This is a genomic window from Winogradskyella flava (genome assembly GCF_014243395.1).
Lineage (GTDB): Bacteria > Bacteroidota > Bacteroidia > Flavobacteriales > Flavobacteriaceae > Winogradskyella > Winogradskyella flava.
The window spans coordinates 271,211-293,065 of sequence record NZ_JACLCP010000001.1; the positions used below are offsets into that span (position 1 = coordinate 271,211).

A 21,855-nucleotide genomic window follows, 5' to 3' on the forward strand; every position below is an offset into this window, starting at 1 on the left:
TTTTAGCTAAGCTTTTTAGATGATACTTGTAAGTATTTTTTCATAAAGGCTTTTGATGTAACAAATTTAATTTATAATTCGTTGTATTTAAATCTATATAATACCTTTATCTAATGTTTAACGAATACTACTTCTTTTGAAACGTATATTTTTCCAATTAGTATTTCTTATCTCACTTAACTCATGCACTTCGGAGGTCAAACCTGTAGCTTTTGAGACTACCGAAATAGAGTCATCTTTCGATGCTGAAATTACTGCTATGTATGATACAGCAATTGGGAATGACAAATTAAGCAAAACCCTAAATTTTAAGATTGAAGAAGCAATAATCACAACGTTAAGTGATGCTACTAAAAAAACAAGTTTGGAATCCATTCTGAAAGATTTCAACATGGAGTATCTTAAATTTAAAAATGATTTTCCAGATGCTTCAGAGCCTAAATGGGAATTACATATTGAAACTGAAAAAACCTATCAATCTGAAGATGTCATAACTATTGCCATAAGCACTTATGAATACAAAGGTGGTGCTCATGGTAATGATAAAATCAAGTTTTTAAATCTTAATACTAAAACTGGTGAAATCCTGAATCAAAATGCCATTATTGAAAATTTGGCTGACTTTAAAACACTAGCGAAAACACATTTTATAAAATCAATTGACAAGGAGAATGATCAAATAAAAATGGAAGATTTTTTCTTTGGTAAGCCATTTCAATTACCAGAAAATATTGGTTTTACTGATGATGGCTTGGTCTTGTTATATAATGTTTATGAAGTGGCATCTTATGACCAAGGTTATACCGAGTTTGTAATTCCTTTTGAAGAAGCTTCATCTTTTCTTAAAGTGCATTAGTTTATTTCCTGGTCAATCGTTTAATAATTGGCTCTACCGTTAAACCTTGCCCAACTATAGACACAATAACTACAATATAAGTTATTACCAAGAACAACTCTCTATGCATCTCCTGCGTTAGGCTCAATGCCAATGCTATTGATATGCCACCTCTCAATCCTCCCCAAGTCATAATTAAATTGGTTTTAGGTACAAAATCTAGGCGCTTTGCAAAAAACTTTATTGGTAACCATAATGAAATATAACGACACATTAATATAATTGGAATAGCCAAAAGCCCTGCATAAATATATTTTCCCTCTAAAGTCAACACGAGCATTTCCATACCAATCATCACAAATAAAACGGTATTTAAAAGTACATCAATGAGTTCCCAGAATTTGTCCACATAAGCTTCTGTTGTTTCAGACATAGCCGTATTTCTAACCGTATCAGTACCAACGATCAATCCTGCCGTAACCATAGCTAAAGGTGCTGATAAATGAAATTTATGAGCCAACATAGTGCCACCCATAACGGTAGCAATAGTCATAATAACTTCTACTTCATAGTTGTCGATAGATTTCATTAAACGATAGGTTATCCAACCTAAAACCAAACCTAAAACCAAACCGCCAATAACTTCTTGGCCAAACAATGTTGCTATATCCGAAAACTCTATTGCTGCATCTGGTTTAGCTGCAATAGCAAAAATGGTTAAGAAAACAACAACGCCAACACCATCGTTAAAAAGTGATTCACCCACAATTTTTGTTTCTAATTTTTTAGGAGCTCCTGCTTTCTTTAAAATGCCCAAAACTGCAATAGGATCTGTTGGTGATATTAGGGCACCAAATAATAAACAGTAAATAAATTCAACATTTAAATTCATCCATTGTAATACATAAAACATAATAATTCCAACCAGAAATGTAGACATAAGAACGCCTAAAGTGGCAAATGCTAAAATTGGTCCTTTTTGGATTTTTAATTGTTGAAAGTTAGTATGCAATGCACCCGCAAAAAGCAGAAAACTTAGCATAATATCCAGGAGTACGGTTTCAAAATCAATACTCTTTATAAATGCCCTTTCTTGAACCAGTAAAGTATCATCAAACTGGGCAATAATAACCACAATGGCAGTAAACATAATAGTAATTACCATTAAACCAATAGTAATCGGTAATTTTATAAACTTCACATTTATATATCCAAAAACACCTGATAAAACGATTAGAATCGTAGCGATTGAGTAGTACTCCATGCAATTATATTTTTCTTAAATGTAACTAATTTTCAATTCAAATGCGGTTACTTTGTAGTGATTAAATTAATCATATAATTATAGATGAAAAAAATATACTACCTAAGTACTTGCGACACCTGTAAGCGCATAATGCATTCGCTTAACCTATCCGACGATTTTGAATTACAAGACATAAAAACACAACCAATATCAAAATATCAAATAGAACACATGCGAAGCTTAACAGATAGTTATGAAAGCCTTTTTAGCAAACGCGCTAGACTTTATAAAGAGCTTGGACTGAAGGACAAATCACTTTCGGAAGACAATTATAAAAACTATATTTTAGAGCATTACACCTTTTTAAAACGTCCTGTAGTTATCTGCAATGACCAAATTTTTATAGGTAACTCAAAAAAAACAATTGAAGGCGCTAAAAAAGCTATACATGAATAGTAGAGGCTTTGCCATTTTCGCGTTGTTCATGGTACAATTGTTATACGGTCTTAATTATACCATAGCAAAAGCAGTTATGAACGAGAACTATATAAAGCCTTTTGGTTTTGTATTATTAAGGGTAGCGGGAGCAACTCTTTTATTCTGGCTTGTAAGTCTCATAGTTCCTCAACAAAAGATTGAAAAGAGAGATTTCTTAAAACTCTTTGTAGCTGCTCTATTTGGTGTTGTCATAAATATGTTATTCTTCTTTAAAGGCTTAGAGTTTACTTCGCCTATTCATGCCTCTGCAATAATGACCATTACGCCAATAATTATTTTAATCCTCTCAGCCTATATCTTAAAAGAAAAGGTGACATCACTAAAAATTATCGGTGTTATTTTGGGTTTGATTGGCGCATTGGTTCTAACCATATATGGTAAATCTGCACGGGCTGGAGATAATGTGCCATTAGGTAACTTACTTATTTTTCTAAATGCCATATCTTATAGCATCTATGTGGTCTTGATTAAAAAATTAACTACAAAATATCATCCGTTTTCATTTATTAAATGGCTCTTTTTGTTTGGGCTAATTATATTAGTTCCGTTTGGTTTTAATGATCTGAAAGAGGTACAATGGCAATCGTTTACACCTTACATTACCTTTTCTGTACTATTTGTAATTATTGGAGCAACCTTTGGTACATATCTTTTGAATCCATTGGCCCTAAACAAGTTAAAAGCCTCAACAGTTGGTATATTTATTTATCTTCAACCAGTCATAGCCGGACTTTTTGCCTTGGCCATGGGGGCAGATTTTATTGACGCGCTTAAAATTGGAGCGATGTTATTTATATTTTTAGGAGTGTATCTCGTAATAAAAAAACCAAAAAAGGCCAACTAATTTGGATCTCAATTCTGAAGTATATAAAGCTGTAAATAAAATTCCGCAAAGGTATTGGGAAAGTCTTAATTGCACCTCAAACATCTACTATTCTCCAGAATTCTTAAGAGCTTTCGAATTGTCAAACACGGATATAGATTTCAATTACATCTTTATCTTAAAAAATGACGAAGCTGTTGCTTTTGCTAATACTCAAATTGTTACTGTTGGTATCGAAACAATTACCAAAAACATAAAAATGTCTAGTAAGATTAGGCAAATTGTCAATAGCATGTTTTGTAACAATAGTATAAAAGTATTGTTTTGCGGTAATGTGTTTTTAAGTGGAGAATATGGCACATTTCTAAAAGATGGCGAACCAAAAATTGAAACTTTTAAAGCCATTGCAAAAGCCGTGAAGAAACTATATAGATGTAAGCGACTGCATACTATATTTGTTAAGGATTTTGAAGACGAATCGCTCTACATCACCGATCATTTAAAGTCATTTGACTATGCTTCAATGCATGTCGAACCAAATATGATTATCTCTCTTAAAGCCGAATGGCAATCATTTGAAGACTATACTGAAGCATTAAAATCTAAGTATAGGGTAAAAGCCAACAGAGCAGATACTAAAAGTAATCATCTTGATGCAAAAATTTTTACCGAAGAAGATATTATTTGTCACAAGGATGGGCTTCAAGCCTTGTATCAAAATACTATTGACAATGCCGACTTTAACGCCCAAATTCTAAATCTAGACACTTATATTCATCTTAAAAATACGTTTAAAGATAAATTTATAGTAAAAGGTTATTTTCTTGAAAGCAAGCTTGTTGGCTTCCTATCTGCTATGCAAAACGACACGCACCTTGATGCACATTTTATAGGTATAGACTATTCAAAAAATAAAGAATATGCAATCTATCCCAGAATTTTAAATGATTATGTCCGCTTAGGCATCAAAACGAAATCCACTCAGATAAATTTAGGCAGAACTGCTTCAGAAATTAAGAGCACCCTTGGCGCACAACCAAAAACTTTAACATGCTACTGCAAGCACAAGCATTATTTGCCAAACCAAATTCTAAAGCCATTTATTAAAAATGTACAAATAAAATCATTTAAAGAGCATCGGCCTTTTAAATAGAGTCTAGATTTCTAATGGCTTTGGTCGTACACCGTATTTTCGAGTATCTTCTTTTGTTAGAACTTTAAAACTTTTAGATTTTGGGAATTTATTAGCTAGCTGCAATAAAGATTCGGGCAGGCTGGTCAACTTTCTGGTTTTTAAATCTATCCAGGCACCTTGCATTTCGCAATAGGCTAAGTTATCTCCTTTCTCGTTATAAAAATTATGTTCAAACTTAAAGAGCATTCCGTCTTCGCTAAGGCCAGAAACTTCGATCGTCACGGTAATTGGAGCTCCAATAAATGATTCCTTAAAATAATACATGTGTTCATAAAAGACCACAGGACCTACATTATATTTTCTTATTTCTGGCATAGAAAATCCTCTATCGCTAAAAAACGACATTCTAGCGTGGCTCATAAAGTTAGTATAAGCCGAATTGGCCAAATGACCGTTAGCATCAACATCGCTCCAACGGATTTCAAATTGTTTCTTGTACATAGTTATATTCAAAATGAGAAATGTAAAGTTATAAAAGTCCATGATGTCCTGTCCATGCTTTTGAAACTATTTAAACAAAGGGTAACCATTCCTTTTTGTACCTTTGCGCAACTTAAATCACGTCGTATTAATGATACAGTCCATGACTGGTTACGGGAAATCTGTACTTCAGCTCCCAACCAAAAAAATATCAATAGAACTAAAATCTCTGAATAGTAAGAACTTAGATGTCAACGCTCGTATGCCATCGATGTATCGCGCTAAAGAACTCGATATAAGAAAACTGCTAGCAAAACATTTGGTGAGAGGGAAAATAGACTTTTCGCTCTATGTTGAAATCACTGGTGAAGACACAAGTTCTAAAATCAATAAAACGGTTGTTAATGAGTATATTAAACAACTTAAGGACGTTGTCGATGGTGATACTACGGAGCTCTTAAAAATGGCCATTCGGTTACCTGATGCTGTTGCTACAGAACGTGATGATATAGATGAAGAAGAATGGGTATTAATCTATAATGGCATTAATGAAGCCGTCTCTAAAATTTTAACCTACCGAAAAGATGAAGGCGCTATCTTAAAGCAAGACTTCTTAGATAGAATTACTGTACTAAAGCGTTTGTTAGAGGACGTGATAGCAATGGACCCAGATCGTATTGATGGTGTAAGAGCACGATTGGAAAAAGGTATAGCAGATATCAAGGAAAAAGTAGATGAGAATCGTTTTGAACAAGAATTGGTCTATTATATCGAGAAATTTGATATTACCGAAGAGAAAGTAAGACTAGACAATCATTTAGATTATTTTACTAAAGCCTTAAATTCGGAAGACTCCAATGGTAAAAAGCTTGGTTTTATTTCTCAAGAAATAGGAAGGGAAATCAACACCATAGGTTCAAAATCTAATTATGCACCTATGCAAAAGTTGGTCGTACAGATGAAAGATGAACTTGAAAAAATTAAGGAACAGTTATTGAATGTGCTTTAGTTAAAAATTAGAGGCTGTGTCAGAAACAGAAATAAAACAACCAGGGAAGCTTATTGTATTTTCTGCACCTTCAGGTTCAGGAAAAACAACTATAGTGCGTCATTTACTAAAACAAGAAGAGCTCAATTTAGAATTTTCCATTTCCGCAACATCTCGTGACAAACGTGGTAATGAAGTTGACGGTAAGGATTATTATTATCTGTCGTTAAAAGCGTTTAAAAACAAAATAAAGAACGATGAATTCCTAGAATGGGAAGAAGTATATAGAGATAATTTCTACGGTACTTTAAAAACCGAAATAGAACGTATTTGGGCAAAAGGAAAGCACGTTATTTTCGATATAGATGTTTCAGGCGGATTGCGTATAAAGCGTAAATTCCCTGAGCAAACCTTGGCTATTTTTGTAAAACCTCCAGACTTGAATGAATTGGTAAGGCGTCTGAAAGATCGTGGCGAGGAAAGCGAAGAAAAAATTAGTATGCGGGTTGCTAAGGCACCAGCTGAATTGGCGACTGCACCTTTATTTGATGAAATTGTTGTTAATTCTAATTTAGAAGAAGCTCTTGAGAATGCATATAGGTTAGTTTCGGATTTTATAAACGACTAGTTATGAAAATCGGATTGTATTTTGGCACTTTTAACCCAATACATATTGGCCATTTAACCATTGCTAATCATCTGGCAGAACATAGTGATTTAGACCAAGTTTGGTTTGTAGTTACGCCTCAAAGTCCATTTAAAAAGAAAAGCACACTGCTGGATGATCATCAACGTTTGGAAATGGTCTATCGCGCTACAAAAGACTATACAAAATTAAGACCTAGTGATATAGAATTTGGTTTAAAACAACCGAACTACACTATCGATACCTTAACTTATCTTGAAGAGAAATTTCCTGAATATGAGTTTTCATTAATCATGGGAGAAGATAATTTAAAGAGTTTCCACAAGTGGAAAAACTATGAGTTGATTTTAAACAATCACAACATTTACGTATATCCTAGATTGTCTAAAGGGAAGATTGAAACACAATTTAATGACCATCCTAAAATACATCATGTCGATGCACCAATAATGGAATTGTCTTCTACATTCATTAGAAAATCTATTAAAGCGGGAAAAAATATTCGACCTATGCTACCTGAGCATGTTTGGGAATATGTCGATGAAATGAATTTTTATAAATAGTATAGTGTCATTCTGGACAGAATGACAAAAATTATTAAAAATGATAAAACGCATTTTCTAAATGCTCTATGTCAAAGCCTGTCTTTTCTTTTACTATCGCAATAACATCAAAGCGAACCTCTACATCTAACTCCCTTTCAGTCACGTATTCGTCTACGGCCTTTACAAGGTTTTTAATTTGCTTTGGCTTCACAAAATCTTGCGGATTACCAAAATCTGTTTTAGAGCGCGTTTTTACCTCAACAATCGCTAGAATATCATTTTTTTGAGCAATAATATCTACTTCAGCTTTATCGAAACGGTAGTTACGCTGTAGAATTCCATAACCATTTTTAATTAAAAACTCTACAGCTAATTGTTCCCCTTTTTTGCCTAATTCGTTGTGTTGCGCCATAATTTAATGATATATAAAATTACGTTAAAACTCTTCAACAAAGGGTCTTTTTGTACCCAAACTGTCCTTTTAAGCTCATCAATACCTTATTTTTGAAAATAAAAATGAGCTTTTCTTTATTCGATATACTTCTTATTGTTATAGTAAGTCAAGGCCTATTCTTAGCTATTGTTTTACAACTAATACCTAAAAGAAATAAAACTGCCAATAATGTACTTTCTGTTATTTTATTAATTGCGTCTGTAATTTGTGCAGGTCGGGTTTTAGCATATAAATATAACTCATTTCTTATTTTAAGAATTGGCACACTCATAGATGGCACCATTTATTTATTTGGACCTCTACTCTACCTTTATTTTAGACGTTTACTATTTAGAGATAAGGAAGCTTATAAATTATCCTTCAAACACTATATACTTATTTGTCTTTTTGGGATTTATGCGGTATGGACCTTTACTCTAAGCCAAGATGAGATTAAAACAAATCTTAACAACGGAGACTTACGAAAACTATTTCTTTTAATTGAATTAACAGGGCTTTGTTCAATGCTATTTTACACCTACAAACTAACACAACTAACAAGCACTTACAAAAAATACGAACAATCTCAAATTGCTTATAATCAAAATATTACCAACTATATTAAGCGCATAATAATTGCTATTAGCATTTTTATTAGTATTTGGGTGTTTAGTTTTGTATCTGGATATATTTTTAGGTACTATCACCCATTATTTAACTATAACATGATGTGGCTATCTATTTCAATTTTCATGTATTTTATTGGTTTTTATAGCCTAACACAACCAGAAATTTTTAGATTACCAATTAAATTAACCGTTAGAAAAGCAGCAAGAGATCGAATGTCTGAAAGAGATATTGAGGACTTAAAATCTAAGTTGATCGTTGCAATGAACAAAGAGAACTTATATTTAAAACCAAATTTAAGTTTATCAATGTTGGCAACATATGCAAATACATCCTCTAATAATCTTTCATGGTACTTAAACAAAATTGAAAATAAAACGTTTTATCGCTTTATAAATGAACACAGAATAAACGCCTTTATTAAAAAAGTACAGAATAACGAACATCAAGAAAAAACTTTACTTGCTTTAGCTTTCGAGGTTGGTTTTAATACAAAATCTACCTTTAATAAATCTTTTAGAACTATTGTAAATGACACACCAGTAAATTATATAAAAAATACTATTTCTAAAAATAAGTCTGATAGTATACAATTAGTCGATTAACCCTTTTATACCATATAGTTTTACTTAAATCTTAAATAAAAAACTATGTGTAAAAAAGTTTTACTTTTATCTCTTATTCTATGCTCTTATAGCATCGTTTCACAAACCGTATCTACAGTTACTGAAGGCAATTTTCATGATGGCCTCGCTGTAGACTCCCAAGGCAACGTTTATGGATCAGATTTTCCTCCTGTTGCTCCTTTTCCTAATCCTATAAAAAATGTTTACAAATATGATACTAGTGGAAATGTAACTGTTTTCGCAACTGGATTTGTAAGTCCAAATGGTATTGGCATTAATAGTCAAGATGAAGTATATGTATGTGATCATTTTGCAAATAATATTAAGAAGTTTTCGAGTGACGGCACTTTACTAATGACTACAACCATAGGGCAATTTACTACTCCAGCTGGCATTAAACCCATACCAAATACCTTAGATATGTTAGTTGTTGAATACAATAATAATACTGGTAGAAAAATAAAACAGTTGTCAGCAGATGGTACTGTAACCACTCTTTTTTCAGGAGCGCCTCTTAACGGACCCGCAGGTATTGCATTTATTGGAGACACTCCCTATATCGCTAATTTTAACGATCGTAAAATATTTAGATTTCAAAATAGTATTTTAACTGAAGTTGCCCAACTTCCAAGCAGTAACAATCCTCAAACTGATTTCTTAGGATTTTTAACTTCTGCAAATGGACTCCTTTATGCTACTCATTTTGGCTTAAATTCAATATATACCATTAACCCAATGACAGGTGAAGTCAATTTGTTCGCAGGGTCTAGTCAAGGTGGGCAAGATGGTGAAATTTCAATAGCAACATTCAATGGCCCTAATGGCATCATTGTAGATGAATCGACAGGTAAAATCTATGTGTCAGATGCTGGTAGTTCTGGTCCTGTTAAAAATCTTAGAATCATAGAAAACGCTTTTTTATCTGTAGAAGATTTTACGGCAGACTCATTTAAACTTCAGGCATTTCCTAATCCTGTAAAAGACAATCTAAAAATAGAAATGAAGTTAAACATTCTCGATCCATTAGAAATTCAAATAATAGATATTAAAGGAAAGATTATATATCAAAAAAGCTTTACGATAGATGATTCTGAATTATCCTTAAATATATCAACATCAACTTGGCATGAAGGCACATACATATTGCATTGCGTTCAAAATGATAAAAAAGTAACAAAAAAGATTATTATCTAAATTTAAATGGTTGAAATGGTTGAGCCTCATTTGGTTTTAAAACTATCTGAGGCTTTTTTATTATGCTTCCTTTTTAGTATAAGAAGTTTTAAAAACTTCTTATATTTAGAAGTATAATCTTAAATAAAATGGCAAAGGTTAATTGGAAAAATCATATCAGAGAATTTGTAGTCGTTGTCTTTGGTATATTATTAGCGTTTCAGCTAGACCGTTGTGCATCAGATAACAACAAGCAAAAGCTAGTTGATGAACATGTAAACTATATAAAGGAAGAAACAAGGCTCAATGTCTTAAATCTTAAATATAGTATTCAATTATCAGAATCTAACTTTGCAAAAATAGACTCTATCATAAATTTAATTTCAAAAAAGGGTGATGTTTCAACCATAAATAAACTCTCTTTTGAAATATTTAATGTGGGTTATTTATACATAAGGAGAAATGCATACAATTCTTTGGTTAATTCTGGCGATATCCGTTTTATAAAGTCATTCGAGGAAAAGAAAAACATCATTAACATGTATGAATATTATACTTGGACAGAATCCCTAGACCAAGGTTGCAGAGCGGCATACTTTGATGATTTTTTTCCCTATGTAAAGGAGAATTTTGATTTAGTTACCAGTATGGTCCAAGACCCTGAAATTTATTATTCAAAGACATTTTCAAATGCCTTATCTACTTATCGCTTTGCACTAGATTTAAAAATCAAGAAATTTAAGGACTGCGAAAAAGAGATAAATGATTTTCTTAAAGTAATAAATCAAAATCAAAAATAGTATTACATTTAAATCGTAAAAAAACACCTGGACTCATCAATTCAATATTTGACTTTCCATTTAGCTTTGGTCAAAAAAGTTCTTTATTATTAATATTCTTTTTTCATGGAATAGTCTTTTCGTACTTACTATTGCGGAAGAGCATAATTCATAATAATAAAGCAAGTAAATGGTTAAGTCTATTACTTTTCCTTTACGCCATGTATATTACACCTTACATGTTAGGTTATGCAAATTGGTATGCAGAAAAATTAACTAAAGAAATTCTTTTTTTTGTTCCCTTTATGCAGATTTTATTGATTGGGCCAGTAGTTTACTTTTATACCAAAAGCTTATTAAATACTAGTTTCAAAGTTTCAAAAAAAGACTGTATTCATTTTATCCCAGCTCTATTATATACGCTATATAGTTTGGTTGTTTTTGTTACCGATAAATTAATTTTAGATGAATTTTATTTCTATGCAGATGATAGAGATAAAGATTTAGCAAATTGGTATCAAGCAACAGGCTTAGTATCTATGGCATTTTACTTGGTTTTAAGTCTGCGCTATTATTTTGAATACAGAAAATTAGTATTTGATAAGGTAAGTTATGCAGACACATTATTGTTCAAGTGGATTCGTAATTTTATGGTTGCATTTTTAAGCATTCTAATTTTAAGAGTCTTGTTCTTTATATTGAATCCTGAATGGGGTAATTTTGGAAGCCAGTTTTGGCACTATATTGCGTTTTCGTTTGTTTTCTACTACATCGCGATAACTGGATATAGTAATGTTATAAAGCAAACAACGTTAAGGAGTGAAAAGCTAAAGGTCGTTAATGTTTTTGATGATGAGTATTCAATTTCAAGTAATGATACTAAGACAGTTACTACTGAGTTCGATACGTCAATTTGGAAAGACAAACTTTCTAGATTAATGACTGAAAAACACCTATTTGAAAATCCGCGTTTGACACTTTCTGATGTTGCTGGTGAATTAGGCACCACTACAAAAACCATATCTTCGGTTGTCAATTCTGGTTTCAACATGAATTTTAATGATTTTGTGAACCATTACAGGATTGAAGCCGTAAAAGACAAGTTAGAAAAAGGCGAACAAAACACCTCTACCCTTTTAGGAATCGCCTTAGATTGCGGCTTTAATAGCAAGGCTACATTTAATAGAGCCTTTAAAAAAAGTACATCACTTTCACCTAAAGATTATATCGAAAAATTATCTTAAAAGAGGTCTCAAATCAAGATTTGAAGCGTTTTTTATAAGTTTTTACTTCATTTTTGATTCAAATTATTAATCATCATGAAAAAACGCATTGCTTTAGCTGCTCTTTTTATTTCAGTTATTTCAGCTTCTCTTTTCGCACAAAATAAAATACAAATAATCGACTCAATTGTTAACTCCAAGATTGAAGACAACGATCCTGGTTTAATGATCGGCATTGTTAAAGATGGAACTATCATTTATGAAAAATATCGTGGACTAGCTTATTTACCATATCAAATGAAAATGGACCAAAAGACCAAGTCTAATATTGCGTCTATTGCCAAACAATATACAGCATTAATGATTTTGGATTTAGCCTTAAAAGATCAAGTAAACTTAGAAGACGATATTAGAACATATCTTCCTACACTTTATAAAAAAGTGGAAGAAAAAATAAAAATTAGGCACGTTCTTAATCATACCAGCGGCATTAGAGACTATGTCGAATTAATGAGTTTACAAAACAAGGTATGGTGGAAACAAGTAGGTTTAAAAAATGATGATATTATTGACTTGTTAGAAAAACAAGAAGATTTAGCTTTTAAACCTGGCTCGCAATACACATATAGTAACTCAGGTTATAATATACTGGCAGAAATCATAGAGAGAGTCTCTGGACAAAAATTTACAGATTACTCAAAACAGTTTTTCCGTGATTTAGGAATGAAAGAAACATTATTTATTGAACGTTACGCTGGTGTGATTCCCTATAGAGCAGAACCTTATGCTGATTGGGGAGATGGCGTTTGGCTACAAACACCGACAGTAACAAAAACTGCTGGAGAAGGCTTTTTATACACGACCTTAAAAGATCAATTAATTTTTGAACAAGCAATACAAAATGCAAATCAAGACAATAATATTCTACTAATTAAAAGTCAACAATCTATTCTTAATAGTGAAATAAAAACCTATGGTTTTGGGCTAAAACTCGATAATTTTTTAGACAGAAAAGCAGTACATCACAGCGGAGGAACTGGCGGATATAATTCTCAAATGGTTCGATTTCTAGATGAAAAATTAACCATTTTTGCGATGAGTAATAATGGTAATATCTCAACTAACGTAATTACTCAAGAAATTGCACATGTTCTTCTTCCTGAAATAAAGCAGAAAGGCCAATATAATAGTCGACTATTTGAAACCATAAATAGCACTGGCAAAGCACAAATAATAGGGCAGTATCATAGCAAAAGTGGTTATTTAACAAGAATTGTAAAGGAAGAGGGTAAAACATATTTTAGACAAGGACAAAATCTTCGTATTGAACTCATTCCAGAAGCAAAGAACAAATTTCATCTCGATTATGACTCTAAATCAAAGTTGGTCTTTTATGACCGAGAAATGGCTTTATTTGAACCATCTGGTGAAATATTCATATATAAAAGAAGTTCAACACCACCTGCTTCTTATGCTGATTTAGAAGCTTTAGTTGGCTCCTACGAAAGCAGTGAATTAGATATGAGTTTTGAACTTAGATTAACCGCAGAAAATAAACTTCTAGTGTCTTCATCGAATAGAAAAGGCGAATTGGATGTAGAAGTGTTCAATAGAAATGAATTATTAGCTTCTAATTTTATTATGAAAGTTCAAAGAGATCAATTCGATAGAGTCACTGACATACTATTAAGTTTAGGTAGAGCTAAAAATAATAGGTTTAAAAAGAAAACAAATTTAAAATTTCAACCAAAAATAAAAACAGAAGATGGCTCTATTCAAGTGACGACTATTGGATCTAGAAATGGTGATGCTTCAGACATTTTATTAACTAAAAACTACCCTAGTGGCAATGAAATTTGGTCCACACAATTTGGTGGAAATAGCTATGATAAGGCCAGCTCTATTCTAGCAACGGAAGATGGCTATCTCATTATAGGTTCTACAAGCTCTTACGGAAATGGCAACTATGATATGTTTGTCATTAAAACCGATAAAAAAGGAAAAAAACTATGGCAAAACACTTATGGAAACTTCTACAATGAATATGGTTATTTAGCTGAAAAGACTAACTCAGGATATTTAATAAAAGGAACCATTCAAAATTGCACTTCCAATACAGATGTTTTTAATAGAACCTGTACTACTAGTGTTTGGTTTGTTTCTATTGACGAGAATGGAAAGGAATTATCCCATAAGATTCTAGAGGAAGTTAATTAACGCTATTAAAGTGTTTGTTGTGGCGTTTTGTATTAAATTGAACTTTATTCTTTAATAAATATATCAATCTAAATGAAAAAATATCTTTTGCTAATAGCTTTCTTTTTGGTATTCACATCAATTAGTATTTATGCGCAAGAAGCTTCAATTAAATATGAATCCAACGGAAAAACCACGACTCTAAGGTCAAGCAATCCATTTGCAAAATTTTTTGGAGAATGGACGCTAAAGGATGATGATTGGCGTCAAAATTGGGGAGGGGAAACGGAATATATTAAAATTCCAAAGCATCATACGGTTTCAGCCGGAATCAATACTAAGAATACTTTAATATCCATAATTGATGGTCCTGAACCAAATGGTCATATCTTTTGGTCCTATAATCCAAATACCAAAGAAGTATACCATCTGTCTAGCTTTGGAGACATAAGGGCTGGGCATGGTAAAGGAACTATTGATGATAATGGAAACCTAAGATTAAAATTGTCTTTTGAAGGAGAACCAAAAGGTACTTATAGAGTCTATACATATACATGGCTTACTAATGATGAGTACGAGTTAAAATCTGAACAATTCGATAAAAATGATAAGCCAACTGGTTTGTTTTATGCTGGCAACTTTATTCGTGTTAAAGTACCTGGGGATGATATAAAAAGAGAAGTCTTAAAACATGGGGAAATAATTAGAGAGGCATTTTCTAAAGCAGATATTGAAACAATAAGGTCTCTGCATCATCCCGAAGTTATCAAAGCATTAGGCTATAATGATATAAAAAATGGAAGAGAAGCTGTTGTAAGCTCATTACGAGACACGCTGTCAAATTACAATTTAGAGTTTATAGAAAACGAGATTGAAAATATTTTAGTTGAAGGCAATATAGCCATTGAACAAACCAAATTCTCAATAAAAGGAACACCAAAACAAGGAGGTGAGTCTTTTATTTTTTCCGGAAGAACGATAGTGACTTATATAAAATATGCCGATAGCCCAACAGGATGGGCAACAATAAGAGAGATTATACAACCTTCAAATTAGAAGAGTTATTACAATTCGAGACACCAAAATTTGTGATATGTAACCTAAATTTACTCTTCCATTAAAGTAGAAAGCACGTATGCTTCGATGATTTTTTCTGTTTGTTGGGCAGCTCCTCTTTTATTATAGTTTTCAGTGGTCACAACGATTACAGTATTTAATTCAGGAATAATACTAATGTATTGTCCTCCGTTTCCTCTAGCTTCCATAGTAGAAATAGATTTCCCATTAACTGTATAGGTATCGTGCCACCAAAAGTACCCATACGCATTCTTTTTAGACGTGTTTTCTAAATTAGTGTGTTTTTTAAAAGAAGTGTTTATCCATTTTTCGGAAAGAATGCGTTTGCCATTCCACACTCCTTTATCTAAATATAATTGACCAAATTTTAGCATATCTCTAGGTGTCATACAAAGCCCACCAGCGAAATAAGGATTTCCTTTATCGTCGGTATTTAAAATATAGTTAGTAATCCCTAAAGGACCGAACAATTTTTTCTCCATATAAAACTCTAAGGGATACGATAAACGTTCACTCAAGTTTACACTCAATAAAAATGGATCTGAGGACATATAATTAGTGCGTTCACCAGCCTTATATTTAAGCTTTGGTTCTAAAACAGTTTTTAGCCAATCGTCCGTTTCTTGATAATCATTTTCATAAACGCCAATACCAGAACTCATGGTCAAGAGGTGTTCAATTGTAATTTTAGATTTTTCTTCGTCTTTGGTGTATTGGTATGATTGAGGTAAGTAATCATATACTTTTTCTTGAGTACTCGTTATGATTTCATCATCTATAGCTAAACCAATTATAGCGGAACCAATACTTTTTCCTGCCGAGCGTAAATCATTAGTTGTTGTGCTATTTGAACCATTAAAGTAGTTTTCGTAGCGTATTTTACCATCTTGTGCTACTAAAACACTTTCAACACCTTTTAGTGAATTTTGATCGATATCATGTTCCAAGTCTTTAAGTGAGAGTTTGTCTTTTGCATAAGTCCAACCGTCTTCTATTTCTATTGTTTCTGTTTTTCCTTTTTTATCTACTTTTATGTAATTTATTTTAGCGAATTCTATAGAGTCTAGACCTACGCTCAAGATAATTTGAGACTCTTTAAGTTCACCTTGAAATATTAATCCTGTTTTAAATTCTTCAAAATAAATATTGTTATTCGTTATTCTTAAATCATCTACCCAAGCACCTAAGAGTGGATAGGCTCCATATCCTTCAACAGAATTATAAACTTTTCTTATTTCTAAGTAATGTGATTCAGGTTGTAAGAAATGATTCGCTGAAAGGTTTAATATGCCTTTATATGCTTTATTCTTTTTTTGAAGTTGTGTAGGGTAAAAATCATTACCAAGTTTTATAAAACCATTAATTTGAGACTTATCTTGATTTACGACACCTTCAAAATATAGTTTTTTATCAAGCTCAATATGCAGCGTGTCTTTTAGAGTAAATTCTTTACGGATGAGTTCTTTATCGTTTGATAAAACAAAAGAAGCTTTTGAATTTCCTAAATCAGCTATGGTAATATTTACTTGAAATGGATTATAGTCAGGTACATTTCCTTTCCATAAACCAGCATAATCTTCAAATTGTATTGATTTTGATTGTGCATCACTCGAAAATATAATGCTAAAACATGTAATTACTGCCGAAAAAAATACTGTTTGTAACTTGTTCATTTTGAAAGATTAAAATTTGATACTTCTATAATTTGTTATAAAGTAGAATATTTGTATTCTTTTACAAGAATTTTGATAAAGGAAGCTTTTTTTTACTGAGGAATGTTGGAATCGTTATTGTAAAATGTCCTAAACTATAGTTTCAGACTATTTTTTGTAATGAAAAATATATAAATCCTATTTTAGTAGTTTGACTATTACTATAATTTAGAATTTAATATAAATCTTAAGTAAATGAATATATCCTTATATGAGTTCTTACTTATATTAATTATAGGTCAGTGTATTTTTCTAATTTTTGCGATACAATATATTCCTAAAAAAAACACAGGTACAAATAGAATTATACAGTATTTACTAGGGATTTATAGCTTCTATTTACTTGAGCGGGTTATTAGTTCTGAAATACCGGCAGCCTATTTTCGCAAATTTGCTTATTTAACAAATGTTTTTTACCTTTTAATTGGTCCTTTTGTCTACACCTATATAAGGCGTTTATTATTTTATGAAAATGACAAATACCATTTAAAATATTACCATTATCTGCCAGTAGTATTTTACTTGATATATGGCATTTTTCATATTAATAGTTATGATTCTATAGAAAACATTAGCAATTACAGAACCAACTTATTTTATACTGTAGAGATCATATTTTTTATATCTATTACAGTTTACCTTATTAAATCCTATAGTCTTTTTTATTATTACAAAAAGAATGAAATTAAAGAATTATCCTTCAGCCCAAATAGTATACAATACATACAATTAACACTCTTATGCTTGGCATTGTATATGCTTTTTTGGTTGCTAGGTATATTTGAAATATTTGATATTATTACTTGGATTAAAAGACCATTAATTTATGATATATCTTGTCTAATCTTTGGTGTTCTAATTTATATAGTTAGTTTTTATAATCTAAAATTTCCTGAAATATTTAAAATACCATTTCCTTCGAAGGATAAAAATGAGCTCAAAAAAAAGAATACACTAGACGAAAAAGAAATTCATAAAATTGAAAGTTTAGTTAAAGCTTACTTCGAAATAGAAAAAGGATACCGCAGACCAGAATTAAGTTTGTCTATTTTAGCGAATGAAATTAATACGACAACGAATAAGTTATCTTGGGTTTTAAATAACATCTATAAAAAAGCTTTTTACGAACTGGTTAATGAATATCGCGTTGCCGATTTTTCACAAAGAATCCACGAAAATAAGCATAAAGAATTTACATTAATTTCTATAGCATTTGAGGTTGGATTTAATTCTAAATCTACTTTTTATAAAGCGTTTAAAGAAATTACAGAAATGACTCCTACAGCATATATTAAAGAGGTTGAACGTTCTAAAAATATTTAATTTAATGCTACTGGTAAAAATAAGGATAAAAAAGTTTCAGATATTTCCGACGAAATTTTAATAGGACTTATTCGAGATATAATTATCATCAATATATGCAATAGCTTCTTGTTGTGTCAATACTGCAAATTTCTTGTAACGTTCATGCACATCTACAATTTCATCCAATGCTTTTTGAACTAAGGCTTTATTCGTCCAAGTATTAAGATGTGCTATTACAGTTTTTAAACAACCATTCTTATAAGCGATTTGTCCCAATACATGAATCAATGTATCCGATACACGTCTGGTATCATCAAACTCTAATTCTTTTAATAATGGTAGAATATCTTGAGGATGCGTTCGCCCTCTTAATTCAATGCCATGGCAAATCTCGCGACGTATTTCTTTGTCTGTATGTTTTAAATACGTTTTTGCCCAAGCCAAAACAGGTTTTGGGTTACATTCACCCATTTTTTTAATCGATCCAATCACTGCATTGCGAACACGATGATGGTCATCAAATAATCCTGTATCCATAAAACTTTGTATGTTATCAAAATGGAACTTCCCAATTTCACCAGCCGCATTGATTACAGTTTGTCGTATCAATTCATCTTCAGATTCTATTAAGGTATTTAACACTGAAAATATAACCGACTGTAATTTTGGTCGTGTATAAAAAAGCTTTCCAATAGCTAAATACCCTGTTTTACGAACATAAGTATCATCATCTGAAAAAAATCTAACAATATTTGTATTCTCATCTTGATATAAATCAGCAAGGATTTCTTGATTGATTTTTTCAACTAATCGATGCCGTTCTGGTTTTGATAGATCATAGAATGCCATACTATCTAGTCTTTATTTATCTCTAACTTATAACCAACACCATGAATATTAGTAAGCTTAATAGCGTCGTCTTCTTTTAGCTTTTTTCTCAATTTAGAAATATAAGTATCCAAACTTCGTCCCACAAAAACACCTTGGTCTTCCCATACGCGTTTTGTTAATTCATCGCGCTTAATAATTTGATTTGGATTGGCCACAAAGATTTCTAATAGTTCGCACTCTTTCTTTGAAAGACTAATTTCTACAGCTTCTTTTATCAATTTATTTTGCCCAGCATAAAATTGAAAACTGCCTATTTTAATATAGTCGCCACTATTGGATTGATCTTTTGTCTCCGATTTTTTTCGCTTATAAATAATCACTGCAAACAAAATAAGAACACTAAAGAACATAATATAAGCTATTGTTGTTTTGCCTAACAACGATGATGCCCTTCTGATAAACCGTACTTCTATTGTATAACAGTTTTTTGGCAATACCCTGCTCATACAAGGAATAATCGTACTCTCTTCATCTACACTCATCTGATAACTATAAGCCACCTCACTGTCCGTACACTGGACTACCTCTACTCTGTAATGTTTTGGCAATTCTGACTTTCGAAAGTTCTTGTGTACAATTGAAACCAGATCATCTGGCTGAAAAGACAATTCGCTTTGAAATGACAAGCTATATTTTGATTGCTCTAGAGCAATCACTGGCAATATCAAGGACGTAGAATCTTGGTCAGAAAGTAATAATTGATTGCCGACTTCCCTTAGTGAAATCTTTACACGTTCAGTAAACTCATCATTCTCTTCTATTGAACAGGACACAATTAAGAAGAAAAATAAAACAACGGCGAAATATGCAAATGAAAAAATAGATTTTCTACTCATAATTACTGTAAATAACATACAATTTCGCGACATTTTACAACTGTTGACACTTCTTTTACATTTTTTTGACACTCTTTCTTGCTTCTCAATCTAGTTTTATCAAAACAAAAAAATAATCAAAAAATAATATCATGAAAAAACGAACTTTATTAATTGTATTAGCAATTTACTCCGTATTGTCTTATGCTCAAACCTCATCAAATAGCTCAGAAGAGCTATTGAGAATTAACACCTCAAAAAGTGAAATAAAGTGGTCTGGTGAATATGCTTTTTATTATGGTGGTCACGATGGTATCATCAATTTTAAGGAAGGGTATTTTCTGAAAAATAATGGTGCTATTTCTGGTGGTGAATTCATTATAGACATGAATTCGATAAAAAGTCAGGACATGGATAATGAAGAGTCTAGAGAAGGTTTAGATGAACACTTAAAAGATGAAGATTTCTTTGCCATTAAAAAATTTCCAACAGCAAAACTAGTTATTACAAGCGTATCCTATCACAATGATACCCGCATGAAGATATATGCAGATCTTACTATAAAGGATGTTACCTTACCGATTAACTTTCAAGCTGAAGTCGATTACCAAAAACAAGAATTAACAACCCGATTTAAAATAGACCGAACCCTTTGGGGCATTACATACAATTCTAAAGAAATTGAGGGTAAGCTAAAAGATGGTCTTATTTCTGATGCAATTGGGTTTGAAGTTAAGTTGAGTTTGTAAACACTAATTGAAGGATATATGAGACTCAACTTTTGTAACCTTCAATTCAATCGTTTTTCCTAAAACCATTGCACGATTATCCTTTTCATGGCCTGCTGGCATATTAAAAGCAATCGGAAAATCATAAGCTGATAAGGCATCTAAAATCAACTGTTCCACCGAGGTTCCCCAAAGTGTTGTGTTTTTGCGAAGCTTGGACATATCGCCAACTATAAGTCCCTTGAGGTTATCAAAATAACCTGCACGTTTCATACTTTGTAGCATACGGTCTATATGATATTTATACTCACCTATCTCTTCTATAAAAAGAATTTTTCCAGAGGTGTCAATACTTTCATTGGAACCCAGCATGGTATGCAACATGGTAAGATTGCCACCTACAAGTTCACCTTTAGCTTCTCCTACCCTGTTATAACTTGAACTTTCTAAAGTATAGTCTTTTGGCTTTCCAAACAACGCGGCCTTAAACGTATCTATAGAACTTTGCACCTCAGTCAAATCTTTGGTTAGACTCACACACATAAGTGCGTGCAAGGACTGAATCCCTTGATTATGTAATTGGTTATGTAAAGCCGTAATATCAGAATAGCCTATAAGCCATTTAGGATGTTCTTTAAATTTGCTATAATCCAACTTATCTAATAGTCTTACTGTTCCGTAACCACCTCTTGCACACCAAATTGCACTGATTTTTGGATCATCCATAGCTTTTTGTAAATCTTCACAACGCTCATCATCTGTGCCTGCAAAATGATTGGCTTTGCTAAAAACATGCGCTCCTACCACACTATGCAAACCCCAACTTTTTAATAGATCTATAGCTTGTTCTACTTCACGTTCTCGATTTTTTAAAATGCCCGAAGGTGCTATAATTGCTACAGTATCTCCTGCTTTTAAGTAAGGTGGTTGTATAAATTCAGAAATCATCTTAGAAGAATTATCAGCTTCACCCTGAGCATAAACTGCCTTAGTAAAAACCATTGCCATGGAAAAAAAAGATACTAGAATAGCTTGTCTCAAAATCATTACAACTGCTTTCTGTAAATATAAAAA

22 protein-coding genes are annotated in these 21,855 nt (G+C 31.9%); 15 read left to right on the forward strand and 7 right to left on the reverse strand.

The genetic code is table 11. The features are described 5' to 3' along the window. Nucleotides 1–136 precede the first annotated feature (136 nt). Nucleotides 137–856 carry a DUF3298 and DUF4163 domain-containing protein gene (locus H7F21_RS01085; RefSeq protein WP_185787394.1) on the forward strand — a complete coding sequence of 240 codons (720 nt, stop codon included), beginning with the start codon at nucleotides 137–139 and terminating at the stop codon, nucleotides 854–856. A 1-nt stretch (nucleotide 857) separates the two neighbouring features. Here H7F21_RS01085 and H7F21_RS01090 read toward each other — a convergent pair whose 3' ends face one another. Next, nucleotides 858–2,099, reverse strand: coding sequence for a cation:proton antiporter (locus H7F21_RS01090; RefSeq protein ID WP_185787395.1), 1,242 nt, complete (start codon nucleotides 2,097–2,099; stop codon nucleotides 858–860). An 84-nt stretch (nucleotides 2,100–2,183) separates the two neighbouring features. Here H7F21_RS01090 and H7F21_RS01095 point away from each other — a divergent pair, with 84 nt between their 5' ends. The 3 genes from H7F21_RS01095 to H7F21_RS01105 are packed head-to-tail and all read left to right on the forward strand — an operon-like array spanning nucleotide 2,184 to nucleotide 4,555. Then, on the forward strand, nucleotides 2,184–2,537 hold the full coding sequence (locus H7F21_RS01095) for an arsenate reductase family protein (protein WP_185787396.1): 354 nt from the start codon (nucleotides 2,184–2,186) through the stop codon (nucleotides 2,535–2,537). Next, on the forward strand, nucleotides 2,530–3,423 hold the full coding sequence (locus H7F21_RS01100; protein ID WP_185787397.1) for a DMT family transporter: 894 nt from the start codon (nucleotides 2,530–2,532) through the stop codon (nucleotides 3,421–3,423). Before H7F21_RS01095 ends, H7F21_RS01100 begins: the two co-directional genes overlap by 8 nt. Nucleotide 3,424: 1 nt before the next feature. Continuing rightward, nucleotides 3,425–4,555 carry a peptidogalycan biosysnthesis protein gene (locus tag H7F21_RS01105; protein WP_185787398.1) on the forward strand — a complete coding sequence of 377 codons (1,131 nt, stop codon included), beginning with the start codon at nucleotides 3,425–3,427 and terminating at the stop codon, nucleotides 4,553–4,555. A gap of 3 nt (nucleotides 4,556–4,558) precedes the next feature. Here the strand turns inward: H7F21_RS01105 and H7F21_RS01110 are convergent, their stop codons facing one another. Continuing rightward, nucleotides 4,559–5,038, reverse strand: coding sequence for an acyl-CoA thioesterase (locus H7F21_RS01110; RefSeq protein WP_185787399.1), 480 nt, complete (start codon nucleotides 5,036–5,038; stop codon nucleotides 4,559–4,561). A 130-nt stretch (nucleotides 5,039–5,168) separates the two neighbouring features. Here H7F21_RS01110 and H7F21_RS01115 point away from each other — a divergent pair, with 130 nt between their 5' ends. Genes H7F21_RS01115 through nadD form a run of 3 tightly spaced genes read left to right on the forward strand, consistent with a single transcriptional unit; the run spans nucleotide 5,169 to nucleotide 7,214 of the window. Further along, nucleotides 5,169–6,026, forward strand: coding sequence for a YicC/YloC family endoribonuclease (locus H7F21_RS01115; RefSeq protein ID WP_185787400.1), 858 nt, complete (start codon nucleotides 5,169–5,171; stop codon nucleotides 6,024–6,026). 16 nt (nucleotides 6,027–6,042) lie between these two features. Beyond that, on the forward strand, nucleotides 6,043–6,633 hold the full coding sequence (gene gmk, locus H7F21_RS01120; RefSeq protein WP_185787401.1) for a guanylate kinase: 591 nt from the start codon (nucleotides 6,043–6,045) through the stop codon (nucleotides 6,631–6,633). A gap of 2 nt (nucleotides 6,634–6,635) precedes the next feature. Beyond that, nucleotides 6,636–7,214 (forward strand): nicotinate (nicotinamide) nucleotide adenylyltransferase, encoded by a 579-nt coding sequence (gene nadD / locus H7F21_RS01125; protein ID WP_185787402.1) that lies wholly within the window; start codon nucleotides 6,636–6,638, stop codon nucleotides 7,212–7,214. 34 nt (nucleotides 7,215–7,248) lie between these two features. Here the strand turns inward: nadD and H7F21_RS01130 are convergent, their stop codons facing one another. After that, complete coding sequence (locus H7F21_RS01130) at nucleotides 7,249–7,608, reverse strand: YraN family protein (protein WP_185787403.1); 360 nt, start codon at nucleotides 7,606–7,608, stop codon at nucleotides 7,249–7,251. Nucleotides 7,609–7,712: 104 nt separating this feature from the next. Between H7F21_RS01130 and H7F21_RS01135 the strand changes: the two genes are divergently transcribed. From H7F21_RS01135 to H7F21_RS01160, 6 genes are all read left to right on the forward strand, one after another. Then, nucleotides 7,713–8,861: a helix-turn-helix domain-containing protein gene (locus H7F21_RS01135; protein WP_185787404.1), complete on the forward strand. Its 1,149-nt coding sequence runs from the start codon at nucleotides 7,713–7,715 to the stop codon at nucleotides 8,859–8,861. Between the two features lie 45 nt (nucleotides 8,862–8,906). Continuing rightward, complete coding sequence (locus H7F21_RS01140; protein ID WP_185787405.1) at nucleotides 8,907–10,076, forward strand: T9SS type A sorting domain-containing protein; 1,170 nt, start codon at nucleotides 8,907–8,909, stop codon at nucleotides 10,074–10,076. A gap of 128 nt (nucleotides 10,077–10,204) precedes the next feature. Next, the gene (locus H7F21_RS01145) at nucleotides 10,205–10,855 is read left to right on the forward strand and encodes a hypothetical protein (protein ID WP_185787406.1); all 651 of its coding nucleotides are present in this window, start codon (nucleotides 10,205–10,207) and stop codon (nucleotides 10,853–10,855) included. 131 nt (nucleotides 10,856–10,986) lie between these two features. Further along, nucleotides 10,987–12,078: a helix-turn-helix domain-containing protein gene (locus H7F21_RS01150; protein WP_246431394.1), complete on the forward strand. Its 1,092-nt coding sequence runs from the start codon at nucleotides 10,987–10,989 to the stop codon at nucleotides 12,076–12,078. 75 nt (nucleotides 12,079–12,153) lie between these two features. Further along, nucleotides 12,154–14,274, forward strand: coding sequence for a serine hydrolase domain-containing protein (locus H7F21_RS01155; protein ID WP_185787407.1), 2,121 nt, complete (start codon nucleotides 12,154–12,156; stop codon nucleotides 14,272–14,274). A gap of 72 nt (nucleotides 14,275–14,346) precedes the next feature. Continuing rightward, nucleotides 14,347–15,309, forward strand: coding sequence for a YybH family protein (locus H7F21_RS01160; protein ID WP_185787408.1), 963 nt, complete (start codon nucleotides 14,347–14,349; stop codon nucleotides 15,307–15,309). Between the two features lie 50 nt (nucleotides 15,310–15,359). On the opposite strand, the gene H7F21_RS01165 is transcribed toward H7F21_RS01160, so the two are convergent. Further along, nucleotides 15,360–17,003 (reverse strand): serine hydrolase domain-containing protein, encoded by a 1,644-nt coding sequence (locus H7F21_RS01165; RefSeq protein WP_185787409.1) that lies wholly within the window; start codon nucleotides 17,001–17,003, stop codon nucleotides 15,360–15,362. Between the two features lie 234 nt (nucleotides 17,004–17,237). Here H7F21_RS01165 and H7F21_RS17270 point away from each other — a divergent pair, with 234 nt between their 5' ends. After that, nucleotides 17,238–18,365, forward strand: coding sequence for a helix-turn-helix domain-containing protein (locus tag H7F21_RS17270; RefSeq protein ID WP_221892416.1), 1,128 nt, complete (start codon nucleotides 17,238–17,240; stop codon nucleotides 18,363–18,365). 57 nt (nucleotides 18,366–18,422) lie between these two features. On the opposite strand, the gene H7F21_RS01175 is transcribed toward H7F21_RS17270, so the two are convergent. Both H7F21_RS01175 and H7F21_RS01180 read right to left on the reverse strand, forming a co-directional pair. Then, the gene (locus H7F21_RS01175; protein WP_185787411.1) at nucleotides 18,423–19,196 is read right to left on the reverse strand and encodes a HEAT repeat domain-containing protein; all 774 of its coding nucleotides are present in this window, start codon (nucleotides 19,194–19,196) and stop codon (nucleotides 18,423–18,425) included. Between the two features lie 5 nt (nucleotides 19,197–19,201). Beyond that, nucleotides 19,202–20,074: a helix-turn-helix domain-containing protein gene (locus tag H7F21_RS01180; protein ID WP_246431395.1), complete on the reverse strand. Its 873-nt coding sequence runs from the start codon at nucleotides 20,072–20,074 to the stop codon at nucleotides 19,202–19,204. 131 nt (nucleotides 20,075–20,205) lie between these two features. Between H7F21_RS01180 and H7F21_RS01185 the strand changes: the two genes are divergently transcribed. Then, nucleotides 20,206–20,802: a YceI family protein gene (locus H7F21_RS01185; protein WP_185787413.1), complete on the forward strand. Its 597-nt coding sequence runs from the start codon at nucleotides 20,206–20,208 to the stop codon at nucleotides 20,800–20,802. A gap of 3 nt (nucleotides 20,803–20,805) precedes the next feature. Here H7F21_RS01185 and H7F21_RS01190 read toward each other — a convergent pair whose 3' ends face one another. Next, nucleotides 20,806–21,828, reverse strand: a complete 1,023-nt coding sequence (locus H7F21_RS01190) for a S66 peptidase family protein (RefSeq protein WP_425509952.1) — start codon at nucleotides 21,826–21,828, stop codon at nucleotides 20,806–20,808. Between the last annotated feature and the right edge of the window lie 27 nt (nucleotides 21,829–21,855).